25 protein-coding genes and 1 pseudogene are annotated in these 24,727 nt (G+C 66.7%); 7 read left to right on the forward strand and 19 right to left on the reverse strand.

The features are described from left to right. Positions 1 to 20: 20 nt before the first annotated feature. A complete protein-coding gene (locus tag ACJEIK_RS22070; RefSeq protein WP_409431742.1) occupies positions 21 to 1,148 on the reverse strand; it encodes a GuaB3 family IMP dehydrogenase-related protein in 1,128 nt (375 codons plus the stop codon). A gap of 44 nt (positions 1,149 to 1,192) precedes the next feature. Next, a complete protein-coding gene (gene guaB, locus ACJEIK_RS22075; protein WP_061001648.1) occupies positions 1,193 to 2,734 on the reverse strand; it encodes an IMP dehydrogenase in 1,542 nt (513 codons plus the stop codon). 143 nt (positions 2,735 to 2,877) lie between these two features. Here guaB and ACJEIK_RS22080 point away from each other — a divergent pair, with 143 nt between their 5' ends. Then, complete coding sequence (locus ACJEIK_RS22080; protein WP_020102483.1) at positions 2,878 to 3,282, forward strand: DUF5319 domain-containing protein; 405 nt, start codon at positions 2,878 to 2,880, stop codon at positions 3,280 to 3,282. Positions 3,283 to 3,692: 410 nt separating this feature from the next. On the opposite strand, the gene ACJEIK_RS22085 is transcribed toward ACJEIK_RS22080, so the two are convergent. From ACJEIK_RS22085 to ACJEIK_RS22095, 3 genes are all read right to left on the reverse strand, one after another. Continuing rightward, complete coding sequence (locus ACJEIK_RS22085) at positions 3,693 to 4,964, reverse strand: anti-sigma-D factor RsdA (protein ID WP_409430294.1); 1,272 nt, start codon at positions 4,962 to 4,964, stop codon at positions 3,693 to 3,695. Continuing rightward, positions 4,957 to 5,535, reverse strand: a complete 579-nt coding sequence (locus ACJEIK_RS22090; protein ID WP_135357757.1) for a sigma-70 family RNA polymerase sigma factor — start codon at positions 5,533 to 5,535, stop codon at positions 4,957 to 4,959. Before ACJEIK_RS22090 ends, ACJEIK_RS22085 begins: the two co-directional genes overlap by 8 nt. 88 nt (positions 5,536 to 5,623) lie before the next feature. After that, entirely contained in the window at positions 5,624 to 6,448 is an 825-nt protein-coding gene (locus tag ACJEIK_RS22095) for a hypothetical protein (RefSeq protein WP_409430295.1), read from the reverse strand. Positions 6,449 to 6,860: 412 nt separating this feature from the next. Here ACJEIK_RS22095 and ACJEIK_RS22100 point away from each other — a divergent pair, with 412 nt between their 5' ends. Further along, on the forward strand, positions 6,861 to 7,151 hold the full coding sequence (locus ACJEIK_RS22100; RefSeq protein ID WP_043396841.1) for a WhiB family transcriptional regulator: 291 nt from the start codon (positions 6,861 to 6,863) through the stop codon (positions 7,149 to 7,151). Between the two features lie 3 nt (positions 7,152 to 7,154). Here ACJEIK_RS22100 and ACJEIK_RS22105 read toward each other — a convergent pair whose 3' ends face one another. Beyond that, positions 7,155 to 8,651, reverse strand: a complete 1,497-nt coding sequence (locus ACJEIK_RS22105; RefSeq protein ID WP_267323870.1) for a potassium/proton antiporter — start codon at positions 8,649 to 8,651, stop codon at positions 7,155 to 7,157. Positions 8,652 to 8,753: 102 nt separating this feature from the next. Between ACJEIK_RS22105 and ACJEIK_RS22110 the strand changes: the two genes are divergently transcribed. Further along, a complete protein-coding gene (locus tag ACJEIK_RS22110; protein WP_409431743.1) occupies positions 8,754 to 9,413 on the forward strand; it encodes a potassium channel family protein in 660 nt (219 codons plus the stop codon). Here the strand turns inward: ACJEIK_RS22110 and ACJEIK_RS22115 are convergent. Continuing rightward, on the reverse strand, positions 9,410 to 10,093 hold the full coding sequence (locus ACJEIK_RS22115; protein WP_409430296.1) for a hypothetical protein: 684 nt from the start codon (positions 10,091 to 10,093) through the stop codon (positions 9,410 to 9,412). The genes ACJEIK_RS22110 and ACJEIK_RS22115 overlap by 4 nt on opposite strands. Continuing rightward, positions 10,086 to 10,559, reverse strand: coding sequence for a nuclear transport factor 2 family protein (locus tag ACJEIK_RS22120; RefSeq protein ID WP_409430297.1), 474 nt, complete (start codon positions 10,557 to 10,559; stop codon positions 10,086 to 10,088). Before ACJEIK_RS22120 ends, ACJEIK_RS22115 begins: the two co-directional genes overlap by 8 nt. A gap of 93 nt (positions 10,560 to 10,652) precedes the next feature. Between ACJEIK_RS22120 and ACJEIK_RS22125 the strand changes: the two genes are divergently transcribed. Both ACJEIK_RS22125 and ACJEIK_RS22130 read left to right on the forward strand, forming a co-directional pair. Continuing rightward, on the forward strand, positions 10,653 to 11,270 hold the full coding sequence (locus ACJEIK_RS22125; RefSeq protein ID WP_409430298.1) for a TetR family transcriptional regulator: 618 nt from the start codon (positions 10,653 to 10,655) through the stop codon (positions 11,268 to 11,270). Positions 11,271 to 11,280: 10 nt separating this feature from the next. Beyond that, positions 11,281 to 11,742, forward strand: coding sequence for an OsmC family protein (locus tag ACJEIK_RS22130; RefSeq protein ID WP_409430299.1), 462 nt, complete (start codon positions 11,281 to 11,283; stop codon positions 11,740 to 11,742). On the opposite strand, the gene ACJEIK_RS22135 is transcribed toward ACJEIK_RS22130, so the two are convergent. The 5 genes from ACJEIK_RS22135 to ACJEIK_RS22155 form a co-directional block, all read right to left on the reverse strand. Next, positions 11,723 to 12,823 carry a ferritin-like domain-containing protein gene (locus ACJEIK_RS22135; protein ID WP_409430300.1) on the reverse strand — a complete coding sequence of 367 codons (1,101 nt, stop codon included), beginning with the start codon at positions 12,821 to 12,823 and terminating at the stop codon, positions 11,723 to 11,725. The genes ACJEIK_RS22130 and ACJEIK_RS22135 overlap by 20 nt on opposite strands. 87 nt (positions 12,824 to 12,910) lie before the next feature. Further along, positions 12,911 to 13,387, reverse strand: coding sequence for a hypothetical protein (locus ACJEIK_RS22140; RefSeq protein ID WP_409430301.1), 477 nt, complete (start codon positions 13,385 to 13,387; stop codon positions 12,911 to 12,913). Positions 13,388 to 13,435: 48 nt separating this feature from the next. Next, positions 13,436 to 14,206, reverse strand: a complete 771-nt coding sequence (locus ACJEIK_RS22145) for an enoyl-CoA hydratase (RefSeq protein ID WP_409430302.1) — start codon at positions 14,204 to 14,206, stop codon at positions 13,436 to 13,438. Further along, on the reverse strand, positions 14,206 to 15,489 hold the full coding sequence (locus tag ACJEIK_RS22150; protein ID WP_409430303.1) for an adenylate/guanylate cyclase domain-containing protein: 1,284 nt from the start codon (positions 15,487 to 15,489) through the stop codon (positions 14,206 to 14,208). Before ACJEIK_RS22150 ends, ACJEIK_RS22145 begins: the two co-directional genes overlap by 1 nt. Before the next feature lie 37 nt (positions 15,490 to 15,526). Then, on the reverse strand, positions 15,527 to 15,901 hold the full coding sequence (locus tag ACJEIK_RS22155) for a group 1 truncated hemoglobin (RefSeq protein ID WP_061001662.1): 375 nt from the start codon (positions 15,899 to 15,901) through the stop codon (positions 15,527 to 15,529). A gap of 202 nt (positions 15,902 to 16,103) precedes the next feature. On the opposite strand from ACJEIK_RS22155, the gene ACJEIK_RS22160 reads away from it, so the two are divergent. Beyond that, positions 16,104 to 16,274, forward strand: a complete 171-nt coding sequence (locus tag ACJEIK_RS22160; RefSeq protein ID WP_167838108.1) for a hypothetical protein — start codon at positions 16,104 to 16,106, stop codon at positions 16,272 to 16,274. Positions 16,275 to 16,332: 58 nt separating this feature from the next. Next, positions 16,333 to 17,643: a carboxylesterase family protein gene (locus ACJEIK_RS22165; protein WP_409430304.1), complete on the forward strand. Its 1,311-nt coding sequence runs from the start codon at positions 16,333 to 16,335 to the stop codon at positions 17,641 to 17,643. Positions 17,644 to 17,693: 50 nt separating this feature from the next. On the opposite strand, the pseudogene groL reads toward ACJEIK_RS22165, so the two are convergent. The 6 genes and pseudogenes from groL to ACJEIK_RS22195 all read right to left on the reverse strand — a co-directional run bounded on the left by groL (position 17,694) and on the right by ACJEIK_RS22195 (position 24,718). Beyond that, a pseudogene (groL, locus tag ACJEIK_RS22170) lies at positions 17,694 to 19,314 on the reverse strand (chaperonin GroEL). 78 nt (positions 19,315 to 19,392) lie between these two features. Next, positions 19,393 to 19,695 carry a co-chaperone GroES gene (groES, locus tag ACJEIK_RS22175; protein WP_029367666.1) on the reverse strand — a complete coding sequence of 101 codons (303 nt, stop codon included), beginning with the start codon at positions 19,693 to 19,695 and terminating at the stop codon, positions 19,393 to 19,395. Between the two features lie 208 nt (positions 19,696 to 19,903). Then, positions 19,904 to 20,716: a universal stress protein gene (locus ACJEIK_RS22180; RefSeq protein WP_234785618.1), complete on the reverse strand. Its 813-nt coding sequence runs from the start codon at positions 20,714 to 20,716 to the stop codon at positions 19,904 to 19,906. Continuing rightward, complete coding sequence (locus ACJEIK_RS22185; RefSeq protein WP_409430305.1) at positions 20,709 to 22,130, reverse strand: hypothetical protein; 1,422 nt, start codon at positions 22,128 to 22,130, stop codon at positions 20,709 to 20,711. The genes ACJEIK_RS22180 and ACJEIK_RS22185 overlap by 8 nt, the downstream gene beginning before the upstream one ends. Before the next feature lie 30 nt (positions 22,131 to 22,160). Further along, on the reverse strand, positions 22,161 to 23,264 hold the full coding sequence (locus ACJEIK_RS22190) for an Abi-alpha family protein (RefSeq protein WP_409430306.1): 1,104 nt from the start codon (positions 23,262 to 23,264) through the stop codon (positions 22,161 to 22,163). A gap of 185 nt (positions 23,265 to 23,449) precedes the next feature. Next, the gene (locus ACJEIK_RS22195) at positions 23,450 to 24,718 is read right to left on the reverse strand and encodes a PucR family transcriptional regulator (RefSeq protein ID WP_409430307.1); all 1,269 of its coding nucleotides are present in this window, start codon (positions 24,716 to 24,718) and stop codon (positions 23,450 to 23,452) included. Between the last annotated feature and the right edge of the window lie 9 nt (positions 24,719 to 24,727).

The following is a 24,727-nucleotide window of genomic DNA, read 5'->3' on the forward strand; positions in this document are numbered from 1 at the left end:
CTAACTTGCTACCGCCGGTACTAGGAACCGACGGTGAGGCCGACCTTCTGGAACTCCTTGAGGTCGCAGTACCCAGCCTTGGCCATCGACCGGCGCAGACCACCGACCAGGTTGACCGAACCGAACGGATCGTCGGACGGGCCGTTGAGAACCTGATCGAGCGACGGCCGCTCGCCCAGCGCGACCTGCAGCAGCGCGCCGCGCGGCAGCGACGGGTGCGCCGCGGCGGCCGGCCAGAACCAGCCGTCACCAGGCGCCTCTGCCGCAGCGGCCAACGGGGTGCCCAGCACCACCGCGTCGGCGCCGCACGCGATGGCCTTGGCCAGGTCGCCCGAGGTGTGGATGTCACCGTCGGCCAGCACGTGCACGTAGCGCCCGCCGGTCTCGTCGAGGTATTCGCGCCGCGCGGCGGCGGCGTCGGCGATCGCGGTGGCCATCGGCACGCTGATGCCCAGGACCTCGTCGCTGGTGGTGGCGCCGTAGGTGGAGCCGTAGCCGACGATGACGCCGGCCGCACCGGTACGCATGAGGTGCAGCGCGGTGCGGTGATCCTGCACGCCGCCGGCGACCACCGGCACGTCCAGCTCGGAGATGAAGGTCTTCAGGTTGAGCGGTTCACCGTCCTGCGCCACCCGCTCGGCCGAGATGATGGTGCCCTGGATGACCAGCAGGTCGATCCCGGCCGCGACCAGCGTCGGCGTCAGGGCCTGGGCGTTCTGCGGGCTGACTCGCACCGCGGTGGTGACGCCCGCTTCACGCACGCGCGCGACGGCGGCGCCGAGCAGCTCCGGATCCAGCGGCGCCGCGTGAAGCTGCTGGAGCAGCCGGACCGCCGCCGACGGATCGTCTTCCTTGGCCGCGAGCTCGACCACCTGCGCGAGCTTGTCCTCGACATCGCGGTGCCGGCCGATCAGGCCCTCACCGTTGAGCACACCCAGGCCGCCGAGGCGGCCCATCTCGATGGCGAACTCGGGTGACACCAACGAGTCGGTCGGGTGCGCCAGGACCGGAATCTCGAACCGGTAGGCGTCCAGCTGCCAGGCCGTGGAAACGTCCTGGCTGGAGCGGGTGCGCCGAGACGGCACGATGTTGATGTCGTCGAGTTCGTAGGTACGACGAGCGGTCCGGCCCATGCCGATTTCAACCATGTCACGCATGTGTGTTGACTTCCCTGTCAGATGGCGCGTGTCAGTTAGCGCGACGAATAGTTCGGTGCTTCGACGGTCATCGTGATGTCGTGCGGGTGGCTTTCCTTCAAGCCGGCCGCGGTGATCTGCACGAACTGCGCCTGCTGCAGTTGCTCGATGGTGGCCGAACCGGTGTAGCCCATGGCGGCCCGCAGACCGCCGGTGAGCTGGTGAATGACGGTGGACAGCGGGCCGCGGAACGGCACCCGGCCCTCGATGCCCTCGGGCACCAGCTTGTCCTCGGACAGCACGTCGTCCTGGAAGTAGCGGTCCTTGGAGTAGGACTTGCCCTGCCCACGACCCTGCATGGCGCCGAGCGATCCCATGCCGCGGTAGCTCTTGAACTGCTTGCCGTTGACGAAGATCAGCTCGCCCGGCGACTCGGCGGTACCGGCCAGCAGCGAACCGAGCATGGCCGTCGAGGCACCGGCGGCCAGCGCCTTGGCGATGTCGCCGGAGTACTGCAGACCGCCATCGGCGATGACCGGGACGCCGTAGGGGCGGCACGCGGCGGTCGCCTCGAGGATCGCGGTGATCTGCGGGGCGCCGACACCGGCGATCACGCGGGTGGTGCAGATGGAGCCGGGCCCGACGCCCACCTTGACGGCGTCCGCGCCGGCCTCGCACAACGCGGCGGCGGCGGACCGGGTGGCGACGTTTCCGCCCACGACCTCGATCTTCTCGCCGACGGCCTTCTTGAGGCGGGCCACCATGTCCAGCACACCGCGGTTGTGGGCGTGCGCGGTGTCGACGATCAGCACGTCGACACCCGCGTCGGCCAGCGTCATGGCGCGGGTCCAGGCGTCGTCACCGACACCGACAGCGGCACCGACCAGGAGACGGCCGTCGCTGTCCTTGGTGGCCAGCGGGAACTGCTCGGTCTTGACGAAGTCCTTGACGGTGATCAGCCCGGTCAGCTTGCCGTGGCCGTCGACGATGGGGAGCTTCTCGATCTTGTGCCGGCGCAGCAGTCCCAGCGCGGCCTCGGCCGAGACGCCTTCCTGGGCGGTGATCAACGGCGCCTTGGTCATCACCTCGGCGACGGCCTTGTCCTGGTCGACCTCGAAGCGCATGTCGCGGTTGGTGATGATGCCGACGAGCTGCCCGGCCGTGTCCACGACGGGCAGGCCCGAGATGCGGAACCGGGCGCACATGGCGTCGACCTCGGCCAGCGTGTTGCTCGGCGAGCAGGTGACCGGGTCGGTGACCATGCCGGCCTCGGACCGCTTGACGGTCTCGACCTGCGCGGCCTGCTCGCTGAGCGGCAGGTTGCGGTGCAGCACGCCCATACCGCCGGCGCGGGCCATCGCGATGGCCATCCGCGACTCGGTCACGGTGTCCATGGCCGAGCTGACCAGCGGCACGCGCAGCCGGATGTTGCGCGTCAACTGGCTCGACGTATCGGCGGTGGCCGGGATGATGTCGGACGCCGCGGGCAGCAGGAGGACGTCGTCGAAGGTCAGCCCGAGCATCGCAACCTTGGTCGGATCGTCACCTCCGGTCGGCACCGGAACGGAGATGGGAACGCTGCTTTCAGCGATCGACATGGGTGGGGCCTCCAGGGCAGACACAGTCGTGGAACTAAAAAGCCATCCTATCGGCCCAGACTGTGTGCAATGAACCCCACTATGTGACGGCTCGCCGGGGTAACGGCTGGCGCATCGTCGGGGGTGATAAGTAGGGTGGACCTGTGCGTGACCACCTGCCGCCGGGCTTGCCACCCGACCCGTTCGCCGACGATCCCATGGACCCGTCGGCCGTTCTGGATGCGCTGGAGCCCGGACAACCCCTGGACCCGCAGGAACGCATGGCTGTCGAAGCCGATCTCGCCGATCTGGCAGTGTACGAAACACTGTTGGCGCACAAGGGCATTCGCGGCCTCGTCGTCTGTTGCGACGAATGTCAGCAAGACCATTACCACGACTGGGACATGCTGCGGGCGAACCTGCTGCAGCTGCTGGTCGACGGCACCGTCCGCCCGCACGAGCCGGCCTACGACCCCGAGCCTGATGCCTACGTGACGTGGGACTACTGCCGCGGGTACGCCGATGCGTCGCTCAACGAGGCGACCTCCGAGCACGACGGCTACCGCTGATTTTTTCTGTTGACGTGCCAGATATCACGTCTCGCGGGTTGATCTTGCGCTGAGGGCGAAATCTGGCGAGTAGGCAGCGCCGTGGTTGCAGAGCCAACAGCCGAGTTGCGTTGACCCTGCACACAGGGCCCCAAAAGCCGAGTAGGCACCGCCCTAGTTACAGACTCAACAGCCGAGTTGCGTTGGCCCTGCGCCCAGGGCGCAAAAGGCCGAGTAGGCAGCGCCCTAGTTACAGACTCAACGGCCGAGTTGCATTGACCCTGCACTCAGGGCCCAAAAGGCCGAGTAGGCGGCGCCGTGGTTGCAGAGCCAACAGCCGAGTTGCGCTGACCCTGCACTCACGGCGCCAAAAGCCGCGTAGGCAGGGCCACCATTACAGACTCAACAGCCAAACCGGCTGCCGCATCACGTCAGTGCTGCCCGTGTCCCGATCCCGATCCTGATCCCGAACCCGACGGCGCCTGCGTCGTCGTCACGACTGACCGCTCCCGTGTCGGCTCCGGCTGCGCTTCCTTGGTCGTCGGCGCCGCGGTCGGCTGCACTGCCGGGACTGTCGGGGCCGGTGTGGTCACCGAGGGCACTGTGACAGTCGGGGCGACGGTCGTGACCGTCTGCGCCGGCGCCGGGTTCTGCGTCGACGGCGCGACGGTGGCCGGCTGGGTGGCCGTCGCGGTCGGCGGGTTCGTGACGGCGGGTTCGCTCGACGGCACGGTGATGGACGACGTCCCGGTCGCTGTCGCGGTCGACGGCACCGTGGACGGCGCGGACGTGGCCGTCGACACCGAGGACGACGATGTCGACGTCACGGTCGAGCTGCTCGGCGACGACGAACTCGCCGTCTCGGTCGCAGACGTCGCGCTCGACGAGGTAGGCGAGCCGGACGTGGTCGTCGGCTCCGAGGTCGAGGTCGGCGCACTGGTCGACGTCGTGGACGTGTCGGCCGAGGTGGACGTCGTGGACGACGAGGTGGTCGCCGACGTGCCGGATGACGAGGACGACGACGTCGTCTCGACCGCCGGGACCGGCAACAGGGTCAGCGGAGACGACGGCAGGACCGGCATCGGCTCTCCCGGTGGGGGCAGCGTCGCCGCCGGGTCCTGCTCAACCACCTTGTAGGTCAACGCATTCCACTGCTGGATGAGCTGTTGCTTGTGCTCCGGCGTGTCGACGCTCTGCACGGTCGGGCTGAGCGCCTGCAGCTTCTCCTGCGCCTGCTGCCACTGGCCGTTGTCGATCAGCTGCTGCACCTGTTGCATCTCGGTCTGCGCAGCCAGCATCACCTGGTCGTCACGGCTGGCCTTGTCGGTGCCGAACATCGCGGTGTGCAGGCCGTACAGCGAGGAGTTCGGCCCAGCGGCGTAGATCGCGGTGCCGAAGCCACCGAGGCACAGCAGCGCGGCGGCAACCGAGCCGACGATCGTCAGGGATGTCCGAGATTCCTTGCGGTGCAACCCGTTCTGCAGTGCGGCGACGGCGTCGCGGGCCGTGACGGGCGTCGTCACCGCGGGTTCGCGGATGCTGTCGCGCCAGTCTGCGAGCAGGAACGCCAGCTCGGCTTCCGTGGAATCCGTCGAGTACGCGTGCTGGTCGGCCGCGAGCGCGTCGAAGAATCGGTCGACGCGTCGAATCTCGTTGAGCGAGGGGTCGCCGCCGCCCGGCGACCATTGTCCGGAGTCAGGCATGGCCGCGCTCCGTCGAACCGATCTCGGTCTTCAAGCGCGCCAACGCGCGGTGCTGAGCGACGCGGACCGCGCCGGCGGTGCTGCCGACGGCCTCAGCGGTCTCCTCGGCGCTCATGCCGACGACGACACGCAGGATCAGGATTTCACGCTGTTTCTCGGGCAGCACCGACAGCAGGCGGTTCATCCGGGCCGCCGAGTCGGCGTCGATGGCCATCTGCTCCGGGCCCAGCTCGGTCGAGGGGCGGTCCGGCAGATCGTCGGTGGCTTCAGCCCGGTTGCGGCCGGCGGCACGATGCGCGTCAGCAACCTTGTGAGCGGCAATGCCGTACACGAAAGCCAGGAACGGCCGTCCCTGGTCCTTGTACCGCGGCAGCGCCGTGATCACAGCTAAACACACCTCCTGAGCCACATCGTCTGCGGAAACACCCTGTCGTGCACCGACCCCGAATCGCGCACGGCAGTACCGAACGACGATCGGGCGGATGGTTTCCAACACCTTGCGGAGCGCGTCGCGATTGCCGGCAACTGCATCAGCAACGACAGCATCGAGACCATCTCCCGAAAATGTCATCGTGTGCGCAATCTCCAGCGTTACGGACGAGGCAGTGCCGTGGTTGGTATGTCAGGACAACAGTAATGACTGCTGCAGGCGGTCAGATTCATCCCGCCCATCGCCCGCCGCGGTCGCACACGGTGGCGGCTGCCACGTCGCGGACCTGCGCCATCGCTTCTGGACTGTGTCCGGCGCTCCCGATATCGCTCAACAAGCAGCCCAATGCCCAGGTCAGCGGCACCAACCCGAAATGCTGGGTCCGCTCCAGAGCGGCGTCGGCGACGCGGCGGGACTCGTCGAACCGGCCGGCGCTGCACAGCGCCGCCGAGTACACGACGTCGGTTTTCACGGCGTGGCGTGGCGAGCCGAGGTCACCGACGAGCGCACGGGCACGTTCGGCATGAGCGACCGAGTCCGCGCCACGACCACTGACCATGGCCAACTCGGCGCTCACCCACTCCAGCCGGACCCGCTGGCGCGGCACCCCACTCTTGTCGGTGTCGACCGCGGCGCGCTCGAGCAACCGCTGTGCCACCGCGAACCGGCCGATCCCGAGCGCATCAGCGGCCAGGCCGACGAGGGCGTCGGCGCGTGCCTCGGCGGCGTCGGGCCGGTGGGCGACCAAAGCCCATGCGCGCCCGTCGGCAACCCGGGCCAGGCGATGCCAACCGAGCTGCCGGAGAAACGAGGCGCGGGTGCTCTGCGCCAGCGACAGCAACGGACCGCGACCGCGCCGCGCCACGTCATCGAGATCGGCTGTGGCGGCGGCGTATCGACCCTGACCGCCTGCAGCGACGGCGCGCAGCCACAGTTCGTCGGCCGAGTGCGCCGCCGGTAGTGGCCAGCACGGCAGGTCGTTGCCAAATGCGGCGTCGTGCAGCTGGACTGCTGGCGGGTCGGCAGCGCCCGTCCTGGTACCGGTTGCGGTCATCGAGTCAGCACGGTATCAATGCCGCCGCGCAAGTTGGTCTCCGTCTCTCGCCGTGCGAGTTCGGCAGCTTTCGTTAATAATTAATGCTGGCCGTGTTAACAACTTGTCAACGACTTCCAATTCCGCCACATATCGACAGACATGGCGAACTGGCGCGAACTGCCGAAACAGGTATCACCGGACTATTTCGCCACCACTCGTTTCGTTTCCAAAGCATCGCGCAGATGAACGTGATGTAAATTGTTGACCTGCGCTTATGGGGTTTCGCACAGAGCGTGGCTATTGACGGAATTTGCCGAATCCTTCTACTTTGTGTGCACGAGTTGTCATCGGCGACAAGTTCTCGGGTCATTTGCAGATCAACGCGTATCCACAGATTTCCGAATGGACGCGCGGGGAGGAGTCATTCCCAATGCCACAGCCGCAGCAGCTTCCCGGACCCAACGCCGATATGTGGGATTGGCAGATGCACGGCACTTGCCGGGGCGTCGACTCCGCGGTGTTCTTTCATCCCGATGGCGAGCGCGGTCGCGCTCGGGCGCAACGCGAAATGCGCGCCAAGGAAATGTGCCGGGCCTGCCCGGTGATCACCCAGTGCAGGTCGCATGCCCTGGCCGTCGGCGAGCCCTACGGCATCTGGGGCGGACTCAGCGAAGGTGAGCGCGAACTGTTGCTGAAGCGGGGCATCCGCCGCGCGTCGTAGCCGTCAGTCCGGCTCACCGTACTCATCGAACCAGTAGGCAAGTTTCCCCCGACGGCTCACCGCGCGCAGTCTGCGCTCGGTGGCCTCGCGGGTGGTGCTGGTGCTGACGATCAGCAGTTCATCACCGGCTTCCAGACGAGTGTCGGGCTGGGGCACGAAGGTATTGCCCTTGCGGATGATCAGGGTGATCACGCTCGGATCGGGCAGCCGCAGTTCCAGCACCGTCACGTTGTGCAGCCGTGACTGCGGTAGCACCGTGAGCGTCAGCAGCTCCGCGTCGAGCACGTCGAGAGGCGCCGCTTCCACCTGAATCTCGCGGGTGACATCCCGACGGATCAGCCCCAGCCGGTGCGCGATCGGCTTCAGACTCGGGCCCTGCACGAGCGTGAACACCACCACCAGCACGAACACGATGTTCAGTAGTCGCTGACTGTCCGGCACCCCCGTGACGATCGGGTAGGTCGCCAGCACGATCGGCACGGCACCGCGCAGTCCGGCCCAAGACAGGAATGCCTGCTCCCGCCACGGCACCCGGAAGCCGATCAGCGACAACACCACCGACAGTGGCCGGGCCAACAGCAGCAGAACCAGGCCGATGACGACGGCCGGCACCAGATCGTCACCGAGCTGGCTGGGCGTGACCAGCAGACCGAGCAGGACGAACAGCCCGATCTGGGCCAGCCAACCCAGTCCCTCGGCGAACGACCGGGTGGCGGCGCGGTGCGGTAGACCGGAATTCGCGAGTACCAGGCCGGTCAGGTAGGCCGCGAGGAACCCACTGGCATGCGTGACCCCACACGCCGCGAAGGCCACCGTGCCCAACCCGAACGTGGCCAGCGGATACAGGCCCGAGGCCGGCAACGCGATCCGGCGCAGCGTGACGGCACCGAGGTAGCCGCACAGCAGACCGATCGCCGCGCCGACCGCCAGCTCGTAGGCCAGGTCGACCAGCCCGTGCACCGGATCGAAGGCCAGCGGAACCATGCTGAACATCAGGACGAGGATGACGGCGGGGGCGTCATTGAGACCGGATTCGGCTTCCAGGAGGCCCGCCAGCCGCCGGGGCAGCGGCAGCACCCGCAGCACGGAGAAGACCGCGGCCGCGTCGGTCGACGAGACGATGGCGCCCAGCAGCAGTGCCAGCTGCCAGTCCATTCCCAACAGCAGATGCGCACCGGCCGCCGTGACGGCCGTGCTGACGGCCACGCCGAGGGTGGCCATCACCGCGGCCGGCGCCAAACTCTTGCGGACGTCGCTGAACTTGGTGGTCAGACCACCCTCGATGAGGATGATCGCCAGCGCCGCGGTCCCCAGATCCCGCACCAGGGCGACGTCGTCGAACCGCAGCCCGATGCCGTCTTCGCCGACCAGCACGCCGAGGCCGAGGAACAGCAGCAGACTCGGCAGGCCGACGCGGGTCGCAAGTCGCGTAGCCACGATGCTCGCCAACAGCACCAGCGCCCCGACGAGCAGCACCCGGTTCAGCTGCTCCAGCGTCATCGATCCCCCATTCCGGTGTGCGGCCGAAGCAAATGTATCCATGTATCTGGGAACTCGCTGCGGGCGGCGGTAGGCGACAATGACTGCGTGAGCACCCGGGGCATGCGCGTGGCGATCGCCGGCGCCGGCGCGGTCGGCCGGTCGGTGGCACAGGAACTCGTCGCGAACGGGCACAAGGTGCTCCTGATCGAGCGCGACATCCACAAGTACGAGCCGCACACGGTCCCTGAGGCGGACTGGCTGTGGGCCGATGCCTGCGAGGTGGCCTCGCTCGAGGAATGCGGCGTCGAGATGTGCGACGTCGTGATCGCCGCGACAGGTGATGACAAGGCCAACCTCGCGATGGCGCTATTGGCGAAAACCGAGTTCAGCGTGCCGCGCGTCGTCGCGCGCGTGAACAACGTCGCCAATGAGTGGTTGTTCACCGAGGACTGGGGTGTGGACGTCGCGGTGTCGACGCCGCACGCGATGGCCGCCGGGGTCGAGGGTGCCATCGACGTCGGCCACCTGGTGCGGCTGATGGGATTACGTCAGGGGCATGCCAACCTGACGAAGTTCACGCTGCCACCGGACAGCCCGCTGATCGGGCGCACCATCGGGGAGATGACCCTGCCGCCGAACACGTTGTTGGTGACGGTGCAGCGCGGCAGCAGGATCATCGTGCCCAAATCCGGGGACCGCTTCGAGGACGGCGACGAATTGCTTTTCGTCGCAGACGAATCCGTCGACGGCGATATCCGCGACCTCATCCACGGCGCTTAGAGCGCGTAGCAGTACCTGCTCGTCGGCACTGAGTCGAGGTTGGTGTGGGCGCCGAAGCGCATCACGCTCTCGACCATGAGCGTCATGCGCCGCTGCAGTTCCGCATCGTCTCCCCCGCTGCCGTAGAACGCGTGCACATCCGTCATCGCCGCCATGTGGAACAGTTCCTCGACGACCGCGTCGACCCGCTCGCTGCCGTGCACCGTCCGCAGCACGCGGTTCTGCACATAACCGAACGTGTCCTGGGTGTCGATGGCGACGCTGGTGTGCTGCCCCTGCCAGATCTGGAGCCAGTCGGCCGGATCGAGATCCGCCGGGATGCGCAAGAGGCCGATCTGCGCCAGTGCCGTTGTGCGAACCCCGTTTTCCACGACAGGCGGCACCAGCCGCACCGTCTCTTCGACCTCCCAGCCCGCACTGCGCTCGGCGACCCCGGCCAGCACGCCCGAGATGGCGTCGGGGTCGGTATCGGCAGCGGTCCATACGCTGACCACCGCGGGCACTGGGCCGTCGAAGGTGGTGATGCGCAGCATCGCCGGCGCGACGTCGGCGTCGTCGACGTTGACCTGTAGCCGGGTGGCGCCGGCCGCTCGCAGTTGCTCGTGCAACTGCGGTGCCCGCAGGGTGGTGTCCAGACCGGCGCCCCACAGGGCGTAGATCAGCTTCACGGCGTCAGCCATGCTTGGCGGCCATCGGCTCGGCCTGCATGACACCGCCGGCCTGGAGCCACTCGCCGACGGCCCGCGGTGCGTCGCGCACCGGGTTGTAGACGTCCTCCTCCGAGGAGAACAGGTTGTCGCCGGCGTAGACGAGACGGGTGATGTTGGGGAAGCCGAAGACCTTGCCCGGCTCGGTCGGATGGTCGAGGGCGTTGATGATCTCGGTGACGATCGCGCCGTTCTCCTCGTCGATCGCGACCCAGGTGTGCGGAAATCGCATGTGCGGGAACGGCTTCATGACACCGACGATCCATTCACGGACGGCCTCGCGGCCGTGCATCTCGCCGTACGCATGCTCGATGTAATGGACGTCCTCGGTGAACAGATCAGCGAAGGGGCCCCAGTCCCCCGTGCTCGAACAGACCTCGACGACCTTGGTGTAGTGGTCGAGCGCAGCCATCAGCTCGTCCCGGGTGAATCGTGGCATGTGCAGACCCTCCAAGATGACTAGAATCAATTTCAGTTTTGGGACTCTACCCAACAACTAGAATTCGCTCCAGACCCAAAAAGGAGCTGCCCCGTGGCACGAATCGCCGAACCACGCCCGGCCGCCGAGCCGAGTTCCGCCGTGCAGCAGCAGCGTCGGGACGCGATCCTGCAGGCCACCGCGGCGCTGGCGGCCGAGAAGCCGGCCGACCAGGTGCAGATGAATGAGGTCGCGCGCGCGGCCGGGGTCGCGCTCGGCACGCTGTACCGCTACTTCCCGTCCAAGACGCACTTGTTCGTCGGCCTCATGGCCGACCGGGTCGACCGCATGCAGGACGGCATCCACCGCCGCAAGGCCCCGGCCGGCACCGCGGCCGACCGCGTGTTCGACGTCCTGTCGCGCGCGACCCGTCCGATGCTGCGCCAACCCCACCTGACCGCAGCCATGCTCAATTCGCTGAACACCGCCGACGCGACGGCCGTCGCCGAGGTAGGCCACATCGACCGCCAGGTCCGCAGCATGCTGCTGACCATCTGCGGTGTGGACGATCCAGGGCCACAAGATATTTCGTTGATGCGACTCGTCCAGCACACCTGGCACGGCATCCTGCAGTCCAGCCTCAACGGGCGAATCTCCGCCGACGAGACCGAAGACGAAATTCAGCTGGCGTGCCGGTTGATCCTGGCCCCGCTGTCCGAGGCCGCCCGTTAGCCTTGTCGTCATGACGACACCACAGCCCGAAGGCACCGTCACCGTCGCCGAGAGCGGCGCGGGGACCTACACGCAGGAGATCATCGCCGGCGGGCACCGGTTGATCGCCGACGAACCACGCCCGTTCGGCGACGACGCGGGGCCGTCACCCTACGACCTCCTGCTGTCCGCCCTGGGCGCCTGCACCTCGATGACGGTGCGGATGTACGCCGACAAGAAGGGCTGGCCGCTGGAGCAGGTCCGGGTGTCGTTGCGGCACGCGAAGATTCACGCGAAGGACTGCGCCGACTGCGAAACCGACCACGGCCTGATCGACCACATGGACCGCGAGATCGAATTGATCGGCGACCTCGACGACGAGCAGCGCGAGAAGCTACTGGCCATCGCCGAGCGCTGCCCCGTGCACCGGACGCTGACCTCGTCCGTGCACGTCTCCACGTCGCTGCGGCCGGTCAGCTCGCTGCCTGCGTGATGATTTCGTCGACTTCGGCCGCCCGGACAACCATCTCGGCGTGGGCCTTGTCGAGCGCTTCAGCCTGATCCTCGTCGGCCTTCATCATCCCCTCGATGTCGAAGCCGGCCATGTCCAGCACGCCCATGTCCGCGAACGCCTTCTGCACCTTGGGACCCCACAGCCCAATGTCCTTGACAATCGGCACGATTCGGCTGAACAGATGCGACCGGAACTGGCTCAGCATGGGCGCCGGCTCGACCCAGTCGATACACGCCTGCACGTCGAGGCCCAGCGCCTCGTAGACCTCGTCGCCCCGTAGCCGGTCCCGCATGAGGTAGCAGGCCTCCACGACGAATTCTTCGCGCTCGTTGCGCTCGGCGTCACTGATCTGGGAGTAGTAGTCCTTCAACGAGATTCGGCCGAAGGCGACGTGCCGGGCTTCGTCCTGCATGACGTAGGCCAGCACCTGTTTGGCCAACGAGTTGGGCGCGGCCAGGTCGCGCTGCACCCCGAACGCGGCGAGCGCGAGACCCTCGATGAGCACCTGCATGCCGAGATAGGGCATGTCCCAGCGGGAGTCGCGCAGGGTGTCCTCGAGCAACACGGACAGGTTCTTGTTGACGGGGTAGACGACGCCGACCTTCTCCTGCAGGAACCGCGAGAACGTCTCGACGTGCCGAGCCTCATCCATCGTCTGGGTGGCGGCGTAGAACTTCGCATCCAGATCGGGCACGACCTCGACGATCTTCGCCGCGCACACCATGGCGCCCTGCTCACCGTGCAGGAACTGCGAGAACTGCCAGGCCTGCGAATGCTGGCGCATCTCGGCGCGCCGTTTCTCATCGGCCGATTCCCACATCGGGCTGCCGAACAGCGGATGGAACTCGTCAGGCAGGCCGATGGGGTTCATCGGATCGACGTCCTGCGACCAGTCGATACGCGACTGGGCATCCCACTGCTTGTCCTTGCCCTTCTGATACAGGGACAGCAGGCGGCCGCGGCCGTCGTCGTATTCCCAGGTGAAGCGCGCGTCGCCGCCGCTCGGCACATCCCAGGAATAGGGCGAGGGCACCGTCGTGTACTTGTCCTTGGTAGTCATCAACGGCCGCCTCTCTGCGCGCATATGTCCGGGACGGAAATATGACCTGTATCACAGTGCGCTGCGGACGGCCGAGCCGTCAACCACTCAGCCCAAGTCGTAACTCTCACGCGCGACGCGGATGAAGTGCCCGGTGGCAGTGTCGGTGCAGGTGACCCCGGACAGATCGCTGGTGCAGGTGATCGCACCTTGAGTGAAGGTCTGGCCGTAGTCGAGCGTCTTGAGGTTCGAGGCGGTGAAGTTGCTCGCGCCTTCGTAGCATCCGAGCTTTCCGGGATTGCCCTTGCTGACGTAGAACTGCAGACCGCCAAAGCGGAAATTACAGGCCCGGCCGTAGGGACCCATCGTGGATGCCGGCTGCACCCAGGCATGTTCCCGCACTTCGCAATTCACGCCAGTGCCGTCGGAATAGACATCACACACGATGTTCCCCGAGGGAGTCACGAACTCGTGGTTGGCGGGCACCGGGCCGCCACCGCCACAGGCGTTCGCCACGGCGGCGAGCGGCAATGCTGCGGTGGCCGCGACCGAGAGCGCCGCGATCAGAATGGTCTTCATGGCCACAGCGTGGTGTGCGGGCCTTGGCGGATTCTTGGCGCGCAGGCCGCCACGTCAGTTGGGCGGGCGCTTCTCGATGAACGCCAGCACGCCTTCGAGCGCGCTCGGGTCCATCATGTTGCAGGCCATGGTCGCGCCGGCATCCGCATACGCGGCGTCGATGCCGACTTCGATCTGGCGGTAGAACAGCGACTTGCCCATCGCGACGGCGACGGCGGGCTTGGCGACAATGCTCGCGACCACCGCCTCGACCTCGTCGTCGAGCGCCTCCGGCGCCGCCACCCTGTTGACCAACCCCAACACCTTGGCTTCATCCGCCGAGATGAATTCGCCGGTGACGAGCATCTCGAAGGCGGCCTTCCGCGGGACGTTGCGGGACACTGCGACTCCCGGTGTGGCACAGAACAATCCGACGTTGATGCCGCTGACGGCGAAGCGCGCGTCGTGGCTCGCCACCGCGAGGTCGCACATCGCGACGAGCTGACAGCCGGCGGCGGTCGCCAGCCCATGCACCCGCGCGATCACCGGGACCGGCAACCGCTGGATCGCCATCATCACCGCGGTGCACTGGGCGAACAGTCCCTGGTAGTACTCGAGCGACGGCTCCGCGCGCATTTCTTTTAGGTCGTGGCCGGCGCAGAAAGCCTTGCCGGATGCCCCCAGTACGACGACCCGCACCGTCGCATCGTCGGCGATGGCGGAGAAGGCCTCCCCCAGTTCGGTGAGCATGGCCTCGGAGAGCGCGTTGAAGGCCTGCGGACGGTTCAGCGTCAGTGTGACGACGCCACGGTCGTCGCGGTCACGGCGCAGCAGCGGTTCGCTCATCAGCGGGCGCCCTCCAAGAAGTACGTCGTCATCGGCCCCTTGCCCTTGACCTCGACCACCTGCGGGTCGCTGAATGCGTAGCGGTGCGCGAGCAGCGAGTGCGTGGATGCGGACACCTGGATGCGGTGCGGGCGGCCGCTGGACTCCATGCGGCTCGCCGTGTTCACGGTGTCGCCCCACAGGTCGTAGATGAACTTGCGCTGCCCGATCACGCCCGCGACCACCGGACCCGACGAGATACCTATCCGCATCGAGATCGGACTCGGCCAGCTCGACGACAGGCCGGTGACGGTGCGTTGCATCTCGAGTGCCAACTCGGCCATCGACGCGGCGTGGTCGTCATCGGGGTTGGGCAGGCCGGCAACCGCCATGTAGGCATCACCGACCGTCTTGATCTTCTCGATGCCGCGCCGATCGCAGAGCTCGTCGAAGGCGCGGAACATCGTGTCCAACAGCTGCACCAGCTCCTCAGGAGTCAGCGTCTCGGACAGTGGCGTGAAGCCCACGATGTCGGAGAACAACACGCTGACGCTGGGCGCCGAGTCGGCGATGGTCAATGCGCCGTCTCGGAGCCGGTCCGCGATGGTTGCCGGCAGCACGTTGTAGAGGATTTCCTCGGTCCGGGCCCGCTCCTGTTCGACTTCACGCTGCCGGAGGAAGTCGATACGCCGCAGCCGCTCGAGCGCGTAGGCGATCAGCACGCTGATCGCGGACAGTCCCCCGATTTGGGGCACCATCGTGCCGAGCTCGTCCAGGCTGCCCCGGGCAGCCGGCAGTTCCAGACACACAGCGACGAACACCACGGTGTTGGCCAGCGCGGCGTGCATGCGCAACCGCAGTAGACCGACGGCGCCCAGCAGCGTGACGGTGGCCGAGGTCATCAGGTACTGGGTCGGGAAATCGCCGACGCGGGCCAGCACCGGTACGAGCAGCACCTGGATGACCGTCAGCTGTACGACGGCGGCGACCTGTAGACGGTCCTGAAGCGTCCGACTCCGGCGGATCGCCACGATGCCCAGCAGGAAGATGCCGATGGTAACCGCGCGGACGATCAGGGCGCCCGGGACGAACCCGCGCAGGACCAGGAAGTCCACGGCCGCATACACGACGGTGAACAGGATGCCGACCACTTGCGCGAAGGTCGCCGCCCGCAGCCCGTTCGCGTCGTCGTGCGCCCGGAATTCGCGCTCGGAGTCGGCGTCGTCGAACTCCAGCATCCACTTGCGCATATGAAGCTGGGCATGAGTGTGCTGCACCCAGCACCGCACCGCTTGCGCATCCACAGGCCGAAAATAGCGGAGACCCGCGACGTCGAGGCCGCTATTCGACGATGTCCCCGCGGTATTGCTCGAAAAGCGCCAGGAATTCAGCTCTTTCGGTCTCGGCCACGCCATTCTTGATCAGCGCGGCGTCGGCGTGTTTCATGTTGGCGTCCCATTCGGCATCGGAGATCGCCAGTCCCGCATGGGAGGTCAGCATGTCACGCCCGATGTAATGGCACGGCCCGCCGGTGAGCTCGCACATCTGATCAATGAGCAGCTGCCGGGCCCGCAGGTGGGAATCCGTGCTGCGGCCGGAGCCGAAACGCGCGAATGCCGGGTCGGCACGCAACAGGGCGAACATGTCGTCGATGATCGCCGCGATCACGTCGTAGCCACCCAGCCGCCGATAGAGCGATGGCGTCGTCTCGGTCATCGTGTCCTCCTCGCCGACCAAGCATCTCGCCGGCCGCGAGGGATGTGCGGCGAATCGCAGATATTCCCCGCACAGCATTGTCGGTCGTCACAAAAGACTTGATTCTGCCAACCGTGGATCAAATCCTGCCGATAGGAATGGTAGTGCCGCACTACCGGTTTCAACGATCAGAGCACCACAACAACCGAAAAAGGGGTTCAAAATGAAGAAGTTCGGCTTTGCCACTCTGATCGCATCGAGCATGACCGCCGCCGTCCTGGGCCTGGCCGTCCCTGCGCAGGCCACCACCGGAACCCCGATCGGTCCCCACTACAGCGTCGACAACCACGACAACACCAACACCAGCAACGGCTTCTACGACCAGGCGTTCTGACCGCCCGACCAAGGACCCCCGATCCGCACGGATCGGGGGTCCTTCATATTGTGAGCCGATGGCGGTCAGGCGTATCGACATCGGCGGCACCACCCTGCAGGCGACTGAAGACGACGGCATGGTCGTCGCCCGCGGCATCCCCTATGCCCGCGCCGACCGGTTCGCCGCCCCGGAACTGATCACAGTCGGCGCGGAAATGCTCGACACAATCGAGCGTGGGCCCGCGTGTCCTCAACTGCCATCCCGTCTGCAGGGCGTCACGGGCGCCGTCGTCGACGGCCTGACCAAGAGTGAGCAGTGCCAAGTGCTCACCGTCACCGCAGCGGCGGATGCCGAAAGTCTGCCGGTGATGGTGTGGTTTCACGGCGGGGCCTACGTGTCGGGTTGTGGCGAATCCCCGAAGTACGATCCGCTGGCGCTGGTGGCCGAGGGGCAGGTCGTCGTGGTGACGGTCACCTACCGGCTCGGCATCTTCGGGTACCTGAACATCCACGACCCGGAGACGCAGAACCTCGGCCTGCGTGACCAGATCTGCGCGTTGCAATGGGTCCGCGACAACATCTCGGCGTTCGGCGGCGATCCACACCGCGTCACGGTGTTCGGCCAATCAGCCGGCGGCGATTCCGTCATGTCACTGATGTTGTGCCCGGAAGCAGCGGGACTTTTCACACGCGCGATCCTGCAGAGCGCTCCACTGGGCCTGCCGCGCGAGCGCTCCTCGATGGCCGCCGCGATGCGCACCGCGGCGCTGGCGGCGTTGAAGGACACGCCGGCCTTGGACGCCGACATCGACCAGCTGCTCGAGGCACAGCTTGCCGCGCTGGCCGCCGCCCAGTCGTTCGGCCGGCTCGGCATGATGGCCTTCGCGCCGATTCTCGGTCACGCACCGCTGGTTTCCGCCGAACAACTCGAGTCTCAGATCGCCGCTGCGGCAGCGCATGTCGAGATCCTGGTCGGCTACACGCGCGACGACGGCGCGCCTTTTGTGTCGATGGATCCGCGCGGTGCCCGCGTCCAGCGTCTCGGTCCGCTCGGTGCCGCGCTCGCGAAGCTGATCGGGCGCAACCTGACCCGCACCGAATTCGGCAGGCCCGCAACCGATCTCGCGCGCACCTGGGAGCGCGCGGGCGGACGGTCGGCTACCTTCCGCATCGACTGGGCACCACCGCGAGCGCCACTGGGCGCATGCCATTGCATCGAGCTTCCGCTGCTCCTGGGCGCGGTGGGCGCATGGCAGGATGCACCGATGCTCGGCCCCGAGCCACGCACCGTCGACGAAGACCTCGGGCGTCAGATGCGTTCGGTCTGGGCGGGTTTCGCGCATGACGGTGTCGCCGCCCTCGGGCAGAGACAACTCGTCTTCGGGTAAACGAGAGCACCCCCGGCCCAACAGGACCGGGGGTGTTTCGTTGGAACTACTTAGTGGGCGTGACCGTGGTGGCCGTGCCCGTGATCGGCTTCCTCGGCCGGCTTGTCCACGACGGCCGTCTCGGTCGTCAGGATCATCCGGGCCACCGAAGCGGCGTTGAGCACCGCGGACCGGGTCACCTTGGCGGGGTCGACGACACCGTCGGCCAGCAGGTCACCGTAGGTCAGGGTGGCGGCGTTGAAGCCGTGGCCGGCGGGCAGCTCCGAGACCTTGTTCACCACAACGGGGCCGTCGAGGCCGGCGTTGGTGGCGATCCAGTACAGCGGGGCCGACAGCGCCGAGGAGAAGACCTCGAGGCCGATCAGCTCGTCGCCGCTCAGCGAGCCACGCAGGCCGTCCAGGGCGGTGCGAGCCTGGACCAGAGCGGCGCCACCACCGGTGACGATGCCCTCTTCCACCGCAGCCTTGGCGGCGGCGACGGCGTCCTCGACGGCTTCCTTGCGCTTCTTCAGGTCGGTCTCGGTGGCAGCGCCGACCTTGATGACGGCCACGCCGCCGGCCAGCTTGGCGAGGCGCTCTTCGAGCTTCTCGCGGTCCCAATCCGAGTCCGAGGCCTCGATCTCGCTGCGCAGCTGCGCCTTGCGGCCGTCGATGGCATCGGCAGTGCCGCCGCCGTCGACGATCACGGTGCTGTCCTTGCTGACCACGACGCGGCGGGCGGTGCCCAGCACATCGAGGCCGGCCTCGCGCAGCGTCAGGCCCACGTCGGGGTTGACGACCTGGCCACCGGTGACGACGGCGAGGTCCTCCAGGAACGCCTTGCGGCGGTCACCGAAGAACGGCGCCTTGACCGCGACGGCCTTGAGGGTCTTGCGGATGGCGTTGACGACCAGCGTCGAAAGAGCCTCACCCTCGATGTCCTCGGCGACGATCAGCAGCGGCTTGCCGGCCTGGGCGACCTTCTCCAGCAGCGGCAGGAGGTCGGGCAGCGAGCTGATCTTGTCGCGGTGCAGCAGCACCAGCGCGTCCTCGAGGACGGCTTCCTGGGCGTCGAAGTCGGTGACGAAGTAACGCCGACAGGAAGCCCTTGTCGAAGCCGACGCCCTCGGTGACCTCGAGCTCGGTGTTCAGGGTCGAGGACTCCTCGACGGTGACGACACCGTCGGCACCGACGCGGGTCATGGCCTCGCCGACCAGCTCGCCGATCAGTTCATCGCGCGACGAAACGGTCGCGACCTGGGCGATGGCGGTCTTGTCGGACACCGGCTTGGCCGCGGCCAGCAGGGCCTCGGACACCGCGTCGGCGGCCTTCGAGATACCCGCGCCGAGCGCGATCGGGTTGGCACCGGCAGCGACGTTGCGCAGACCGGCCTTCACGATGGCCTGGGCCAGCACCGTGGCGGTGGTGGTGCCGTCGCCGGCGACGTCGTTGGTCTTGGTCGCGACGGACTTGACCAGCTGGGCACCCAGGTTCTCGAACGGGTCTTCCAGGTCGATGTCGCGGGCGATGGTGACGCCGTCGTTGGTGACCTGCGGGCCACCGAAGGCCTTGGCCAGCACGACGTTCCGGCCGCGCGGGCCGATCGTGACGCGGACCGCGTCGGCGAGCTTGTCGACACCGGCTTCCATGGCCCGGCGCGCAGCTTCGTTGAATTCAATCTGCTTGCTCATAAGAGCCTTTCGCTGATACGCATACCGCCCCGGACATCACCCGCACATGCGGGGACGACCGGGGCGGGACACGAATGCTTACTTGGAGACGACAGCCAGCACGTCGCGGGCCGAGAGGATCAGGTACTCCTCGCCGTTGTACTTGATCTCGGTGCCGCCGTACTTGCTGTAGATGACGGTGTCGCCCTCGGCAACGTCCAGGGGGATCCGCTTCTCGCCGTCCTCATCCCAGCGGCCGGGGCCAACTGCGACGACGGTGCCTTCCTGCGGCTTTTCCTTGGCGGTGTCAGGGATGACCAGACCGGAAGCGGTCGTGGTCTCGGCCTCGTTGGCCTGAACGAGGATCTTGTCCTCGAGTGGCTTGATGTTGACTGCCACGATGGAAGCCCTCCACTTGGTTGGTATGTCGATCCAGGGCCAATCCCCGGATGCCAGGTTGTTCGGCAAGCGTCCTGACCACACACCGTCGTCGCGGGTGCCGGAGCGCGGTTGGTCGCGTGCCACCTAGCACTCTATACACGCGAGTGCTAGCGCTCAAGGGTGGGGCAGTGCCGGATTCGACGAACTCGCTGTGAGCGGAAACCGCAGGCTACTCAGCCGCCTGCGACGTGTTGACCAGGAGCAGGTTGGACGTCGCCCGGTGGGTGATGGTGTTGGCCGTCGACCCGAGGACCCGGGCGAGGCCCGTCATGCCACGGTTCCCGATCACGAGAAGGTCGTAATCGGCAGCTGCGAGCACGTCCGCCGGGTCGCCGATCAGCGCTTGCCGCTCCAGCGAGCCGGCGATTCCCAGCCGGCTTGCGACCGCGTTCAGGGTCTCCTCGGCCGCCGCGGTGTCGCTGGCAACAGTGACCAGGATCGGCCGGGCCCCGACTGCGGCCGCCAGGTCGTAGCCGGCCCGGACCGCACGCTCCGACGTGTCGGAGCCGTCGGTGGCCAGGGCCATCGTCTGTACCGCCGCCACCGGCTTGCGCACGAACAGCACGTCGACCGGGCTGTGGTGCGACAGTTCGTTCGAGGTACTCCCCCACAAGCGACTGGCGGTTTGACCGAGGCCTGCCGCACCGACGACGATCAGCGGCCGCTCCGACTGCGCGGCAGCGTCGACCAGGGCGTCGAACGCGCTGCCCTTCACGGGAACCTTGTCGATCGTCGTGACGCCCAACGCGGTGAGATCGACGTCGGCGCCCTCGGCCGTCAGATCCGCCCACGGCTGTTCCCGTCCACCCGGAACCGAGACGCTGGGCTTCCATGCGGTGACGACGGTGACCGGCACACCGAGGGCAGCGGCCACCACACCGGCGACGGTGACCGCGTCGGTCGCTTCGTCGGACCCGTCGGTGCCGACGACGATTCGGGAGTAGGACGTCATGGCGGTCCCTTCGATCGGGGTGTCAGGCACCGAAGACCAGGATGTGGACGGCGCCGACGAGGATGCCCAGGAGTCCACCGTGGGCGTACAGCAGCCAGGCGTCCTGCTCGATGGCCGAGTACAGCATCTCGCCGAACTTGTCGGGCGGCAGCGCCCGGAACTTCTCGGTCGCGAACGTCTCGATCTTCTTCGCTTGCGTCTTGTTGAAACCAGGGTCGTAGAGGACGCTGGGCGCGAAATCGACCAGCTTGTCGCCGGCGCCGCGTTGCAGCCCTTCGACATCGACAACACCGAATGAGTTGCGGGCGACGACCAGGTACGGCCCCAGGATGCGCTCGGCCTCTTCGCCCACCGCGGACTGGATCAGCGCCCGGGTCTTGTCCGCGCTGGCACCGTTGAGCAGTTCGTGCGCGAAGTTCTTGACCGTCAGGACCTGTAGCGACAGCATCGTGGCAAGCTCGTGGGCGGCCTGGTGCTGCCGCTTCGCGAAAAGTCCTTGCTTCCAGAGGTATTTGTAGCGGGGCTGCGGCTCGCCGGGTTCGAACACCACCTTGATCGCGATGATGTTGACGATGATGCCGATCACCGCGGCCCCGCCGAGCACCCACAGCCAGGCCGGCAGGAAGTGCAGGATCGAGTCGAGGAATCCCGGCAGGTGGATGGCGAAACCGCCATGTGCCGCAGCGTGTTCGCGCGCCTCATCGCTGGAGTAGTAGATCAGCGACAGCCACAGTGCCAGCAGGACACCGAACGGAAAGCCCAGTGCGCCGATGCGCACCATGAAGCGGAGTTCGGGCACCGCCATGCCTTTGATGATGTCCCGCAACACTTCTGGGTTCCGGCGCAGGAAGTTGACGGTCATCAGCTTGACGTTGAGCAGCTGATCGATGTTCTCGCCGATCTTGGCGAAGGCCCGCTTGGAAATGGTCGGCAACTCGGCGTCGACGGTCTGCAGCACCTCGTCCTTCAGCGGCTGTGGGAGCGACCGCCACATCTGCGGATGCCGGGCCTCGATGATCTCGGTGGTCAGCCGGCCGATGTCCGGTCGTGCCGCCACCGCAATGGCTTTGGCGAGTTTGTCGGGATTGAGTTGTGCGTAGAAGTCCGAAATCTTGCCGATCCGGGCTATGGACGTATCGACGATGAGACTGGCCATCTTCTCGGCACGACACGGAATGAATCCCTGGAAACCCAGAATTCCGTTGGGCGCGAAGGTGGGCAGAATCTGGACCTTGCGGGGCAGAAAGGGAAATATCCGTTTCAGGCCCGGCACATAGAAGCCGGTGAACCGCACGGGCGCGAACAACATGATGACGCCGGTCCAGTTGGTGATCAAGCCGGCGATCGCGCTGAAGATCGGCACGCTGATGATGTCGACGATGAATTTCGATTGTCCGGTGAGCTCCTCCCAATCAAGAAAGGGCCCGGCGGCGAGCGTTGTCATGGCATATCCCTGGGCTTGTCGGGGTCGGGTTCAGTGCTTGTGGTGCGCGGCGGGATCAGGTGGGCCTTTCCCGATGATCTTGTCGCCGCGCTCATCGGTGGCCCAACCACCGGCGTTGTAACCGTCGGTGTCGATGCATACTTCGCAGAACTGTTTGCCGAAGTCCGACAGATAGATGCTGCGGTACACACTGATCGTCTTGGGCATCACCTCGGTCACCTCGAGTGCCCGCGGCTGCACCTCGAGCAGTGCATAGCGCCGGTAGTCCGCCACTGGCTCAGACGAAAAACGCACCAGGCCAAGGCGGTTGAGGTTGGCCAGATAGCGTTGGTCCGCCTCGGGCCACCGGCAGCCGGCCATGTCCGCGATCATGTTCACGCCACTGACGAGCCGCTCCGAGCCGACCTGGAACATCGTCTTCGTCCGGATGTCGATGGACGGCTGGGTGCCCGCGACGGCCAGGAAGCGCAGCATCCGAACTTCATCCGGCGCAAGCTCATTGAGGATCTGGCTGAATGCCGGATGCCGGTGCGCCTGTTTACGTGTCGGCTTCTGCGACTTGGCAATCAGCTCGTCGCCCCAGTGGCGCAGATCAGCGTCGCTGTCGTGCTTCGCGTCCTTCTTGTCACCGTCGCCGTGTTCGGACTTCTTCTTGACGGTATCGCCGGAGCCACCCATCACCCGGCGTACCGGTGTGACGGCGACGCCGATGACGGCGGCGGGATTGAGCGCAGACTCCGCGGCGCGCTTCAGGCCGCCGAAGATTCCCGGATTCTCGACCGGCAATTCGTCCGGTGCGACGACGGGCAGGACAGCGGTTGCGGCAGTGGCATTTTCGTCGCCATCGTCAATATCCTCGCCGTCATCGGCCACTTCCGCCGGCGACGAGATCGCTACCGGCGTCGGGGTGGTCTCGCGTCCGGGCAGCCGGCTCAGAATATTGACGACCTTCAGCAGATCGCCGGCGGCAGCCCGGGTCGATTGCACGGCCGCCGCGATGTCGCGCGCCGTGTCGATGCCGAGCTTGGTGAGCGGATCAACCAAGGCGCCCAAGGGATTACCGCTCGGCTGTTGACCGCGATCGTCGGAGGGCGAGGTGCCACGAGCTTTGTCGGATTTTGGATCGTCGCCCATAATTCGCCTCCGTCAGACTGTGCGAGTAATTATCCAAAGGACCGGCTCGCGGACATGCGTTTCGCGCTGATCCAAAAACTACTGACGGCAACGCAAGCGAACTACGTCGCAAACAGCCAAAGTTCGTCCCGCGCCCGAGGCGCGTGTTGTCGACGGTCCACAAATGACCCCGTCGCGGCGAATAGTCAGTTCAGAACGGCCTGGCCGAACCAATGGCACAACAGCAATGCGACCTCGACCTCGATGCGATCGTCGACAATCGGCGTGCCCCGGCGACTGATCGCCCGGTTCACCCGGTATTTGATCGAATTCGAATGCAGATGCATTTCGTCGGCAGCGGCCTTGAAACTCGACCCGGTCCGCAGGAACACGCGCAATGTTTCGCGAAGCCGTTCGTCGTTCTCGGTGTCACTCGCGAGCGGGCCCAGGATTTCGGCCACCCAGGCGCCGACCGACCCGACGTTGTCGCCGAGCAGCGTCGCGACGGGCAGCCCGGGATCGCTCGCCGCGGTGATGCGCCGTTCTACCGAGCCCGACACGACCGCGACCGCGCGGGCGTCCACCGCCTGCTCGTGCGAACGCCGGAACCCTTCGATGCCGGGCAACGGATTGCCCAGCGCGATCCATGGCGAATCCTTTTGCGTCGCCGCGAATTCGCGGATCCGGTCCGACGCGCCCTCGGCGCCCTGCGCCGACAGCGGCAGCCAGACCCACGCGGTGAGATGGTCGACCGACAGGAACAGCGGCGGCTCATGGGTGCCGAGCGATGTGGCGAGGTGGTTGGCGAAACGCTCCATGCGGACGAGCTCGTCGCCGCCGTGGTCATCGGGGTACCACAGCGCCAGCGCCAGGTGCACGCGCCGCAGCGGGTAACGGATTTCCTCGGTGAGCTCGTCGACGTCGCCGCCGGCCGCGGTGAGAATCGCGCGAACCCGCTGGGCCCGCATGCTGTTCCGGTTCTCGACCCAGCGGTCGTACTCCTGCTGGTAGGTGATGAGGACCTGCTGCGAAATCCAGTCGATGTAACCGAACGCGACGGTCTGGAAGTACTTGAAAACGTCGAGGCCCCAGCGCGGATCCAGGTCCGAGTCCGCGATCTCATCGAGCACGAAGTTCATGACTTCCTGGTGACCCAGCCGGTAGGCGCGCACCACCGCATTTGCCGGAACGCCGCGTTGCGCCATCCGCCTGGCGTGTTCGAGCGACTCCGTCGGCGGCACGACGTCCTCGATCGGGATCCGGTGGCGGATCGAGGCGAAGACGGTCTCGACATTGGCGGCGACGGTGTGCGCCTGCAATTCGAGCAGTTGGGCATCCTCGCTGAGCTCGGCAATCTCGGTCAGGAGGATCTTCTGGATCGACTGCGTGATGTCGTTCAGCTTGCCGTCGAGCGCGCCGATCACCTCGGCTGCGCGCGCGACGACGGCCCCTTCGTCGACGCGTCTTCCCGGCATGACAAGACC

Source organism: Mycobacterium sp. SMC-16 (assembly GCF_046250085.1).
Lineage (GTDB): Bacteria > Actinomycetota > Actinomycetes > Mycobacteriales > Mycobacteriaceae > Mycobacterium > Mycobacterium phocaicum.

What these genes read in the sequence shown, in the direction of transcription:
- ACJEIK_RS22095 (WP_409430295.1), bottom strand. Translation starts at nt 6,448, where the DNA reads ATGACCGCAACCGGTACCAGGACGGGCGCTGCCGACCCGCCAGCAGTC.
- ACJEIK_RS22130 (WP_409430299.1), top strand. Translation starts at nt 11,281, where the DNA reads ATGACGACACCACAGCCCGAAGGCACCGTCACCGTCGCCGAGAGCGGC.
- ACJEIK_RS22090 (WP_135357757.1), bottom strand. Translation starts at nt 5,535, where the DNA reads ATGACATTTTCGGGAGATGGTCTCGATGCTGTCGTTGCTGATGCAGTT.
- ACJEIK_RS22110 (WP_409431743.1), top strand. Translation starts at nt 8,754, where the DNA reads ATGCGCGTGGCGATCGCCGGCGCCGGCGCGGTCGGCCGGTCGGTGGCA.
- ACJEIK_RS22135 (WP_409430300.1), bottom strand. Translation starts at nt 12,823, where the DNA reads ATGACTACCAAGGACAAGTACACGACGGTGCCCTCGCCCTATTCCTGG.
- ACJEIK_RS22105 (WP_267323870.1), bottom strand. Translation starts at nt 8,651, where the DNA reads ATGACGCTGGAGCAGCTGAACCGGGTGCTGCTCGTCGGGGCGCTGGTG.
- ACJEIK_RS22085 (WP_409430294.1), bottom strand. Translation starts at nt 4,964, where the DNA reads ATGCCTGACTCCGGACAATGGTCGCCGGGCGGCGGCGACCCCTCGCTC.
- ACJEIK_RS22155 (WP_061001662.1), bottom strand. Translation starts at nt 15,901, where the DNA reads ATGACCGAGACGACGCCATCGCTCTATCGGCGGCTGGGTGGCTACGAC.
- ACJEIK_RS22070 (WP_409431742.1), bottom strand. Translation starts at nt 1,148, where the DNA reads ATGGTTGAAATCGGCATGGGCCGGACCGCTCGTCGTACCTACGAACTC.
- guaB (WP_061001648.1), bottom strand. Translation starts at nt 2,734, where the DNA reads ATGTCGATCGCTGAAAGCAGCGTTCCCATCTCCGTTCCGGTGCCGACC.
- ACJEIK_RS22145 (WP_409430302.1), bottom strand. Translation starts at nt 14,206, where the DNA reads ATGAGCGAACCGCTGCTGCGCCGTGACCGCGACGACCGTGGCGTCGTC.
- ACJEIK_RS22165 (WP_409430304.1), top strand. Translation starts at nt 16,333, where the DNA reads ATGGCGGTCAGGCGTATCGACATCGGCGGCACCACCCTGCAGGCGACT.
- ACJEIK_RS22190 (WP_409430306.1), bottom strand. Translation starts at nt 23,264, where the DNA reads ATGGGCGACGATCCAAAATCCGACAAAGCTCGTGGCACCTCGCCCTCC.
- ACJEIK_RS22185 (WP_409430305.1), bottom strand. Translation starts at nt 22,130, where the DNA reads ATGACAACGCTCGCCGCCGGGCCCTTTCTTGATTGGGAGGAGCTCACC.
- ACJEIK_RS22115 (WP_409430296.1), bottom strand. Translation starts at nt 10,093, where the DNA reads ATGGCTGACGCCGTGAAGCTGATCTACGCCCTGTGGGGCGCCGGTCTG.
- ACJEIK_RS22195 (WP_409430307.1), bottom strand. Translation starts at nt 24,718, where the DNA reads ATGCCGGGAAGACGCGTCGACGAAGGGGCCGTCGTCGCGCGCGCAGCC.
- ACJEIK_RS22100 (WP_043396841.1), top strand. Translation starts at nt 6,861, where the DNA reads ATGCCACAGCCGCAGCAGCTTCCCGGACCCAACGCCGATATGTGGGAT.
- ACJEIK_RS22160 (WP_167838108.1), top strand. Translation starts at nt 16,104, where the DNA reads ATGAAGAAGTTCGGCTTTGCCACTCTGATCGCATCGAGCATGACCGCC.
- ACJEIK_RS22120 (WP_409430297.1), bottom strand. Translation starts at nt 10,559, where the DNA reads ATGCCACGATTCACCCGGGACGAGCTGATGGCTGCGCTCGACCACTAC.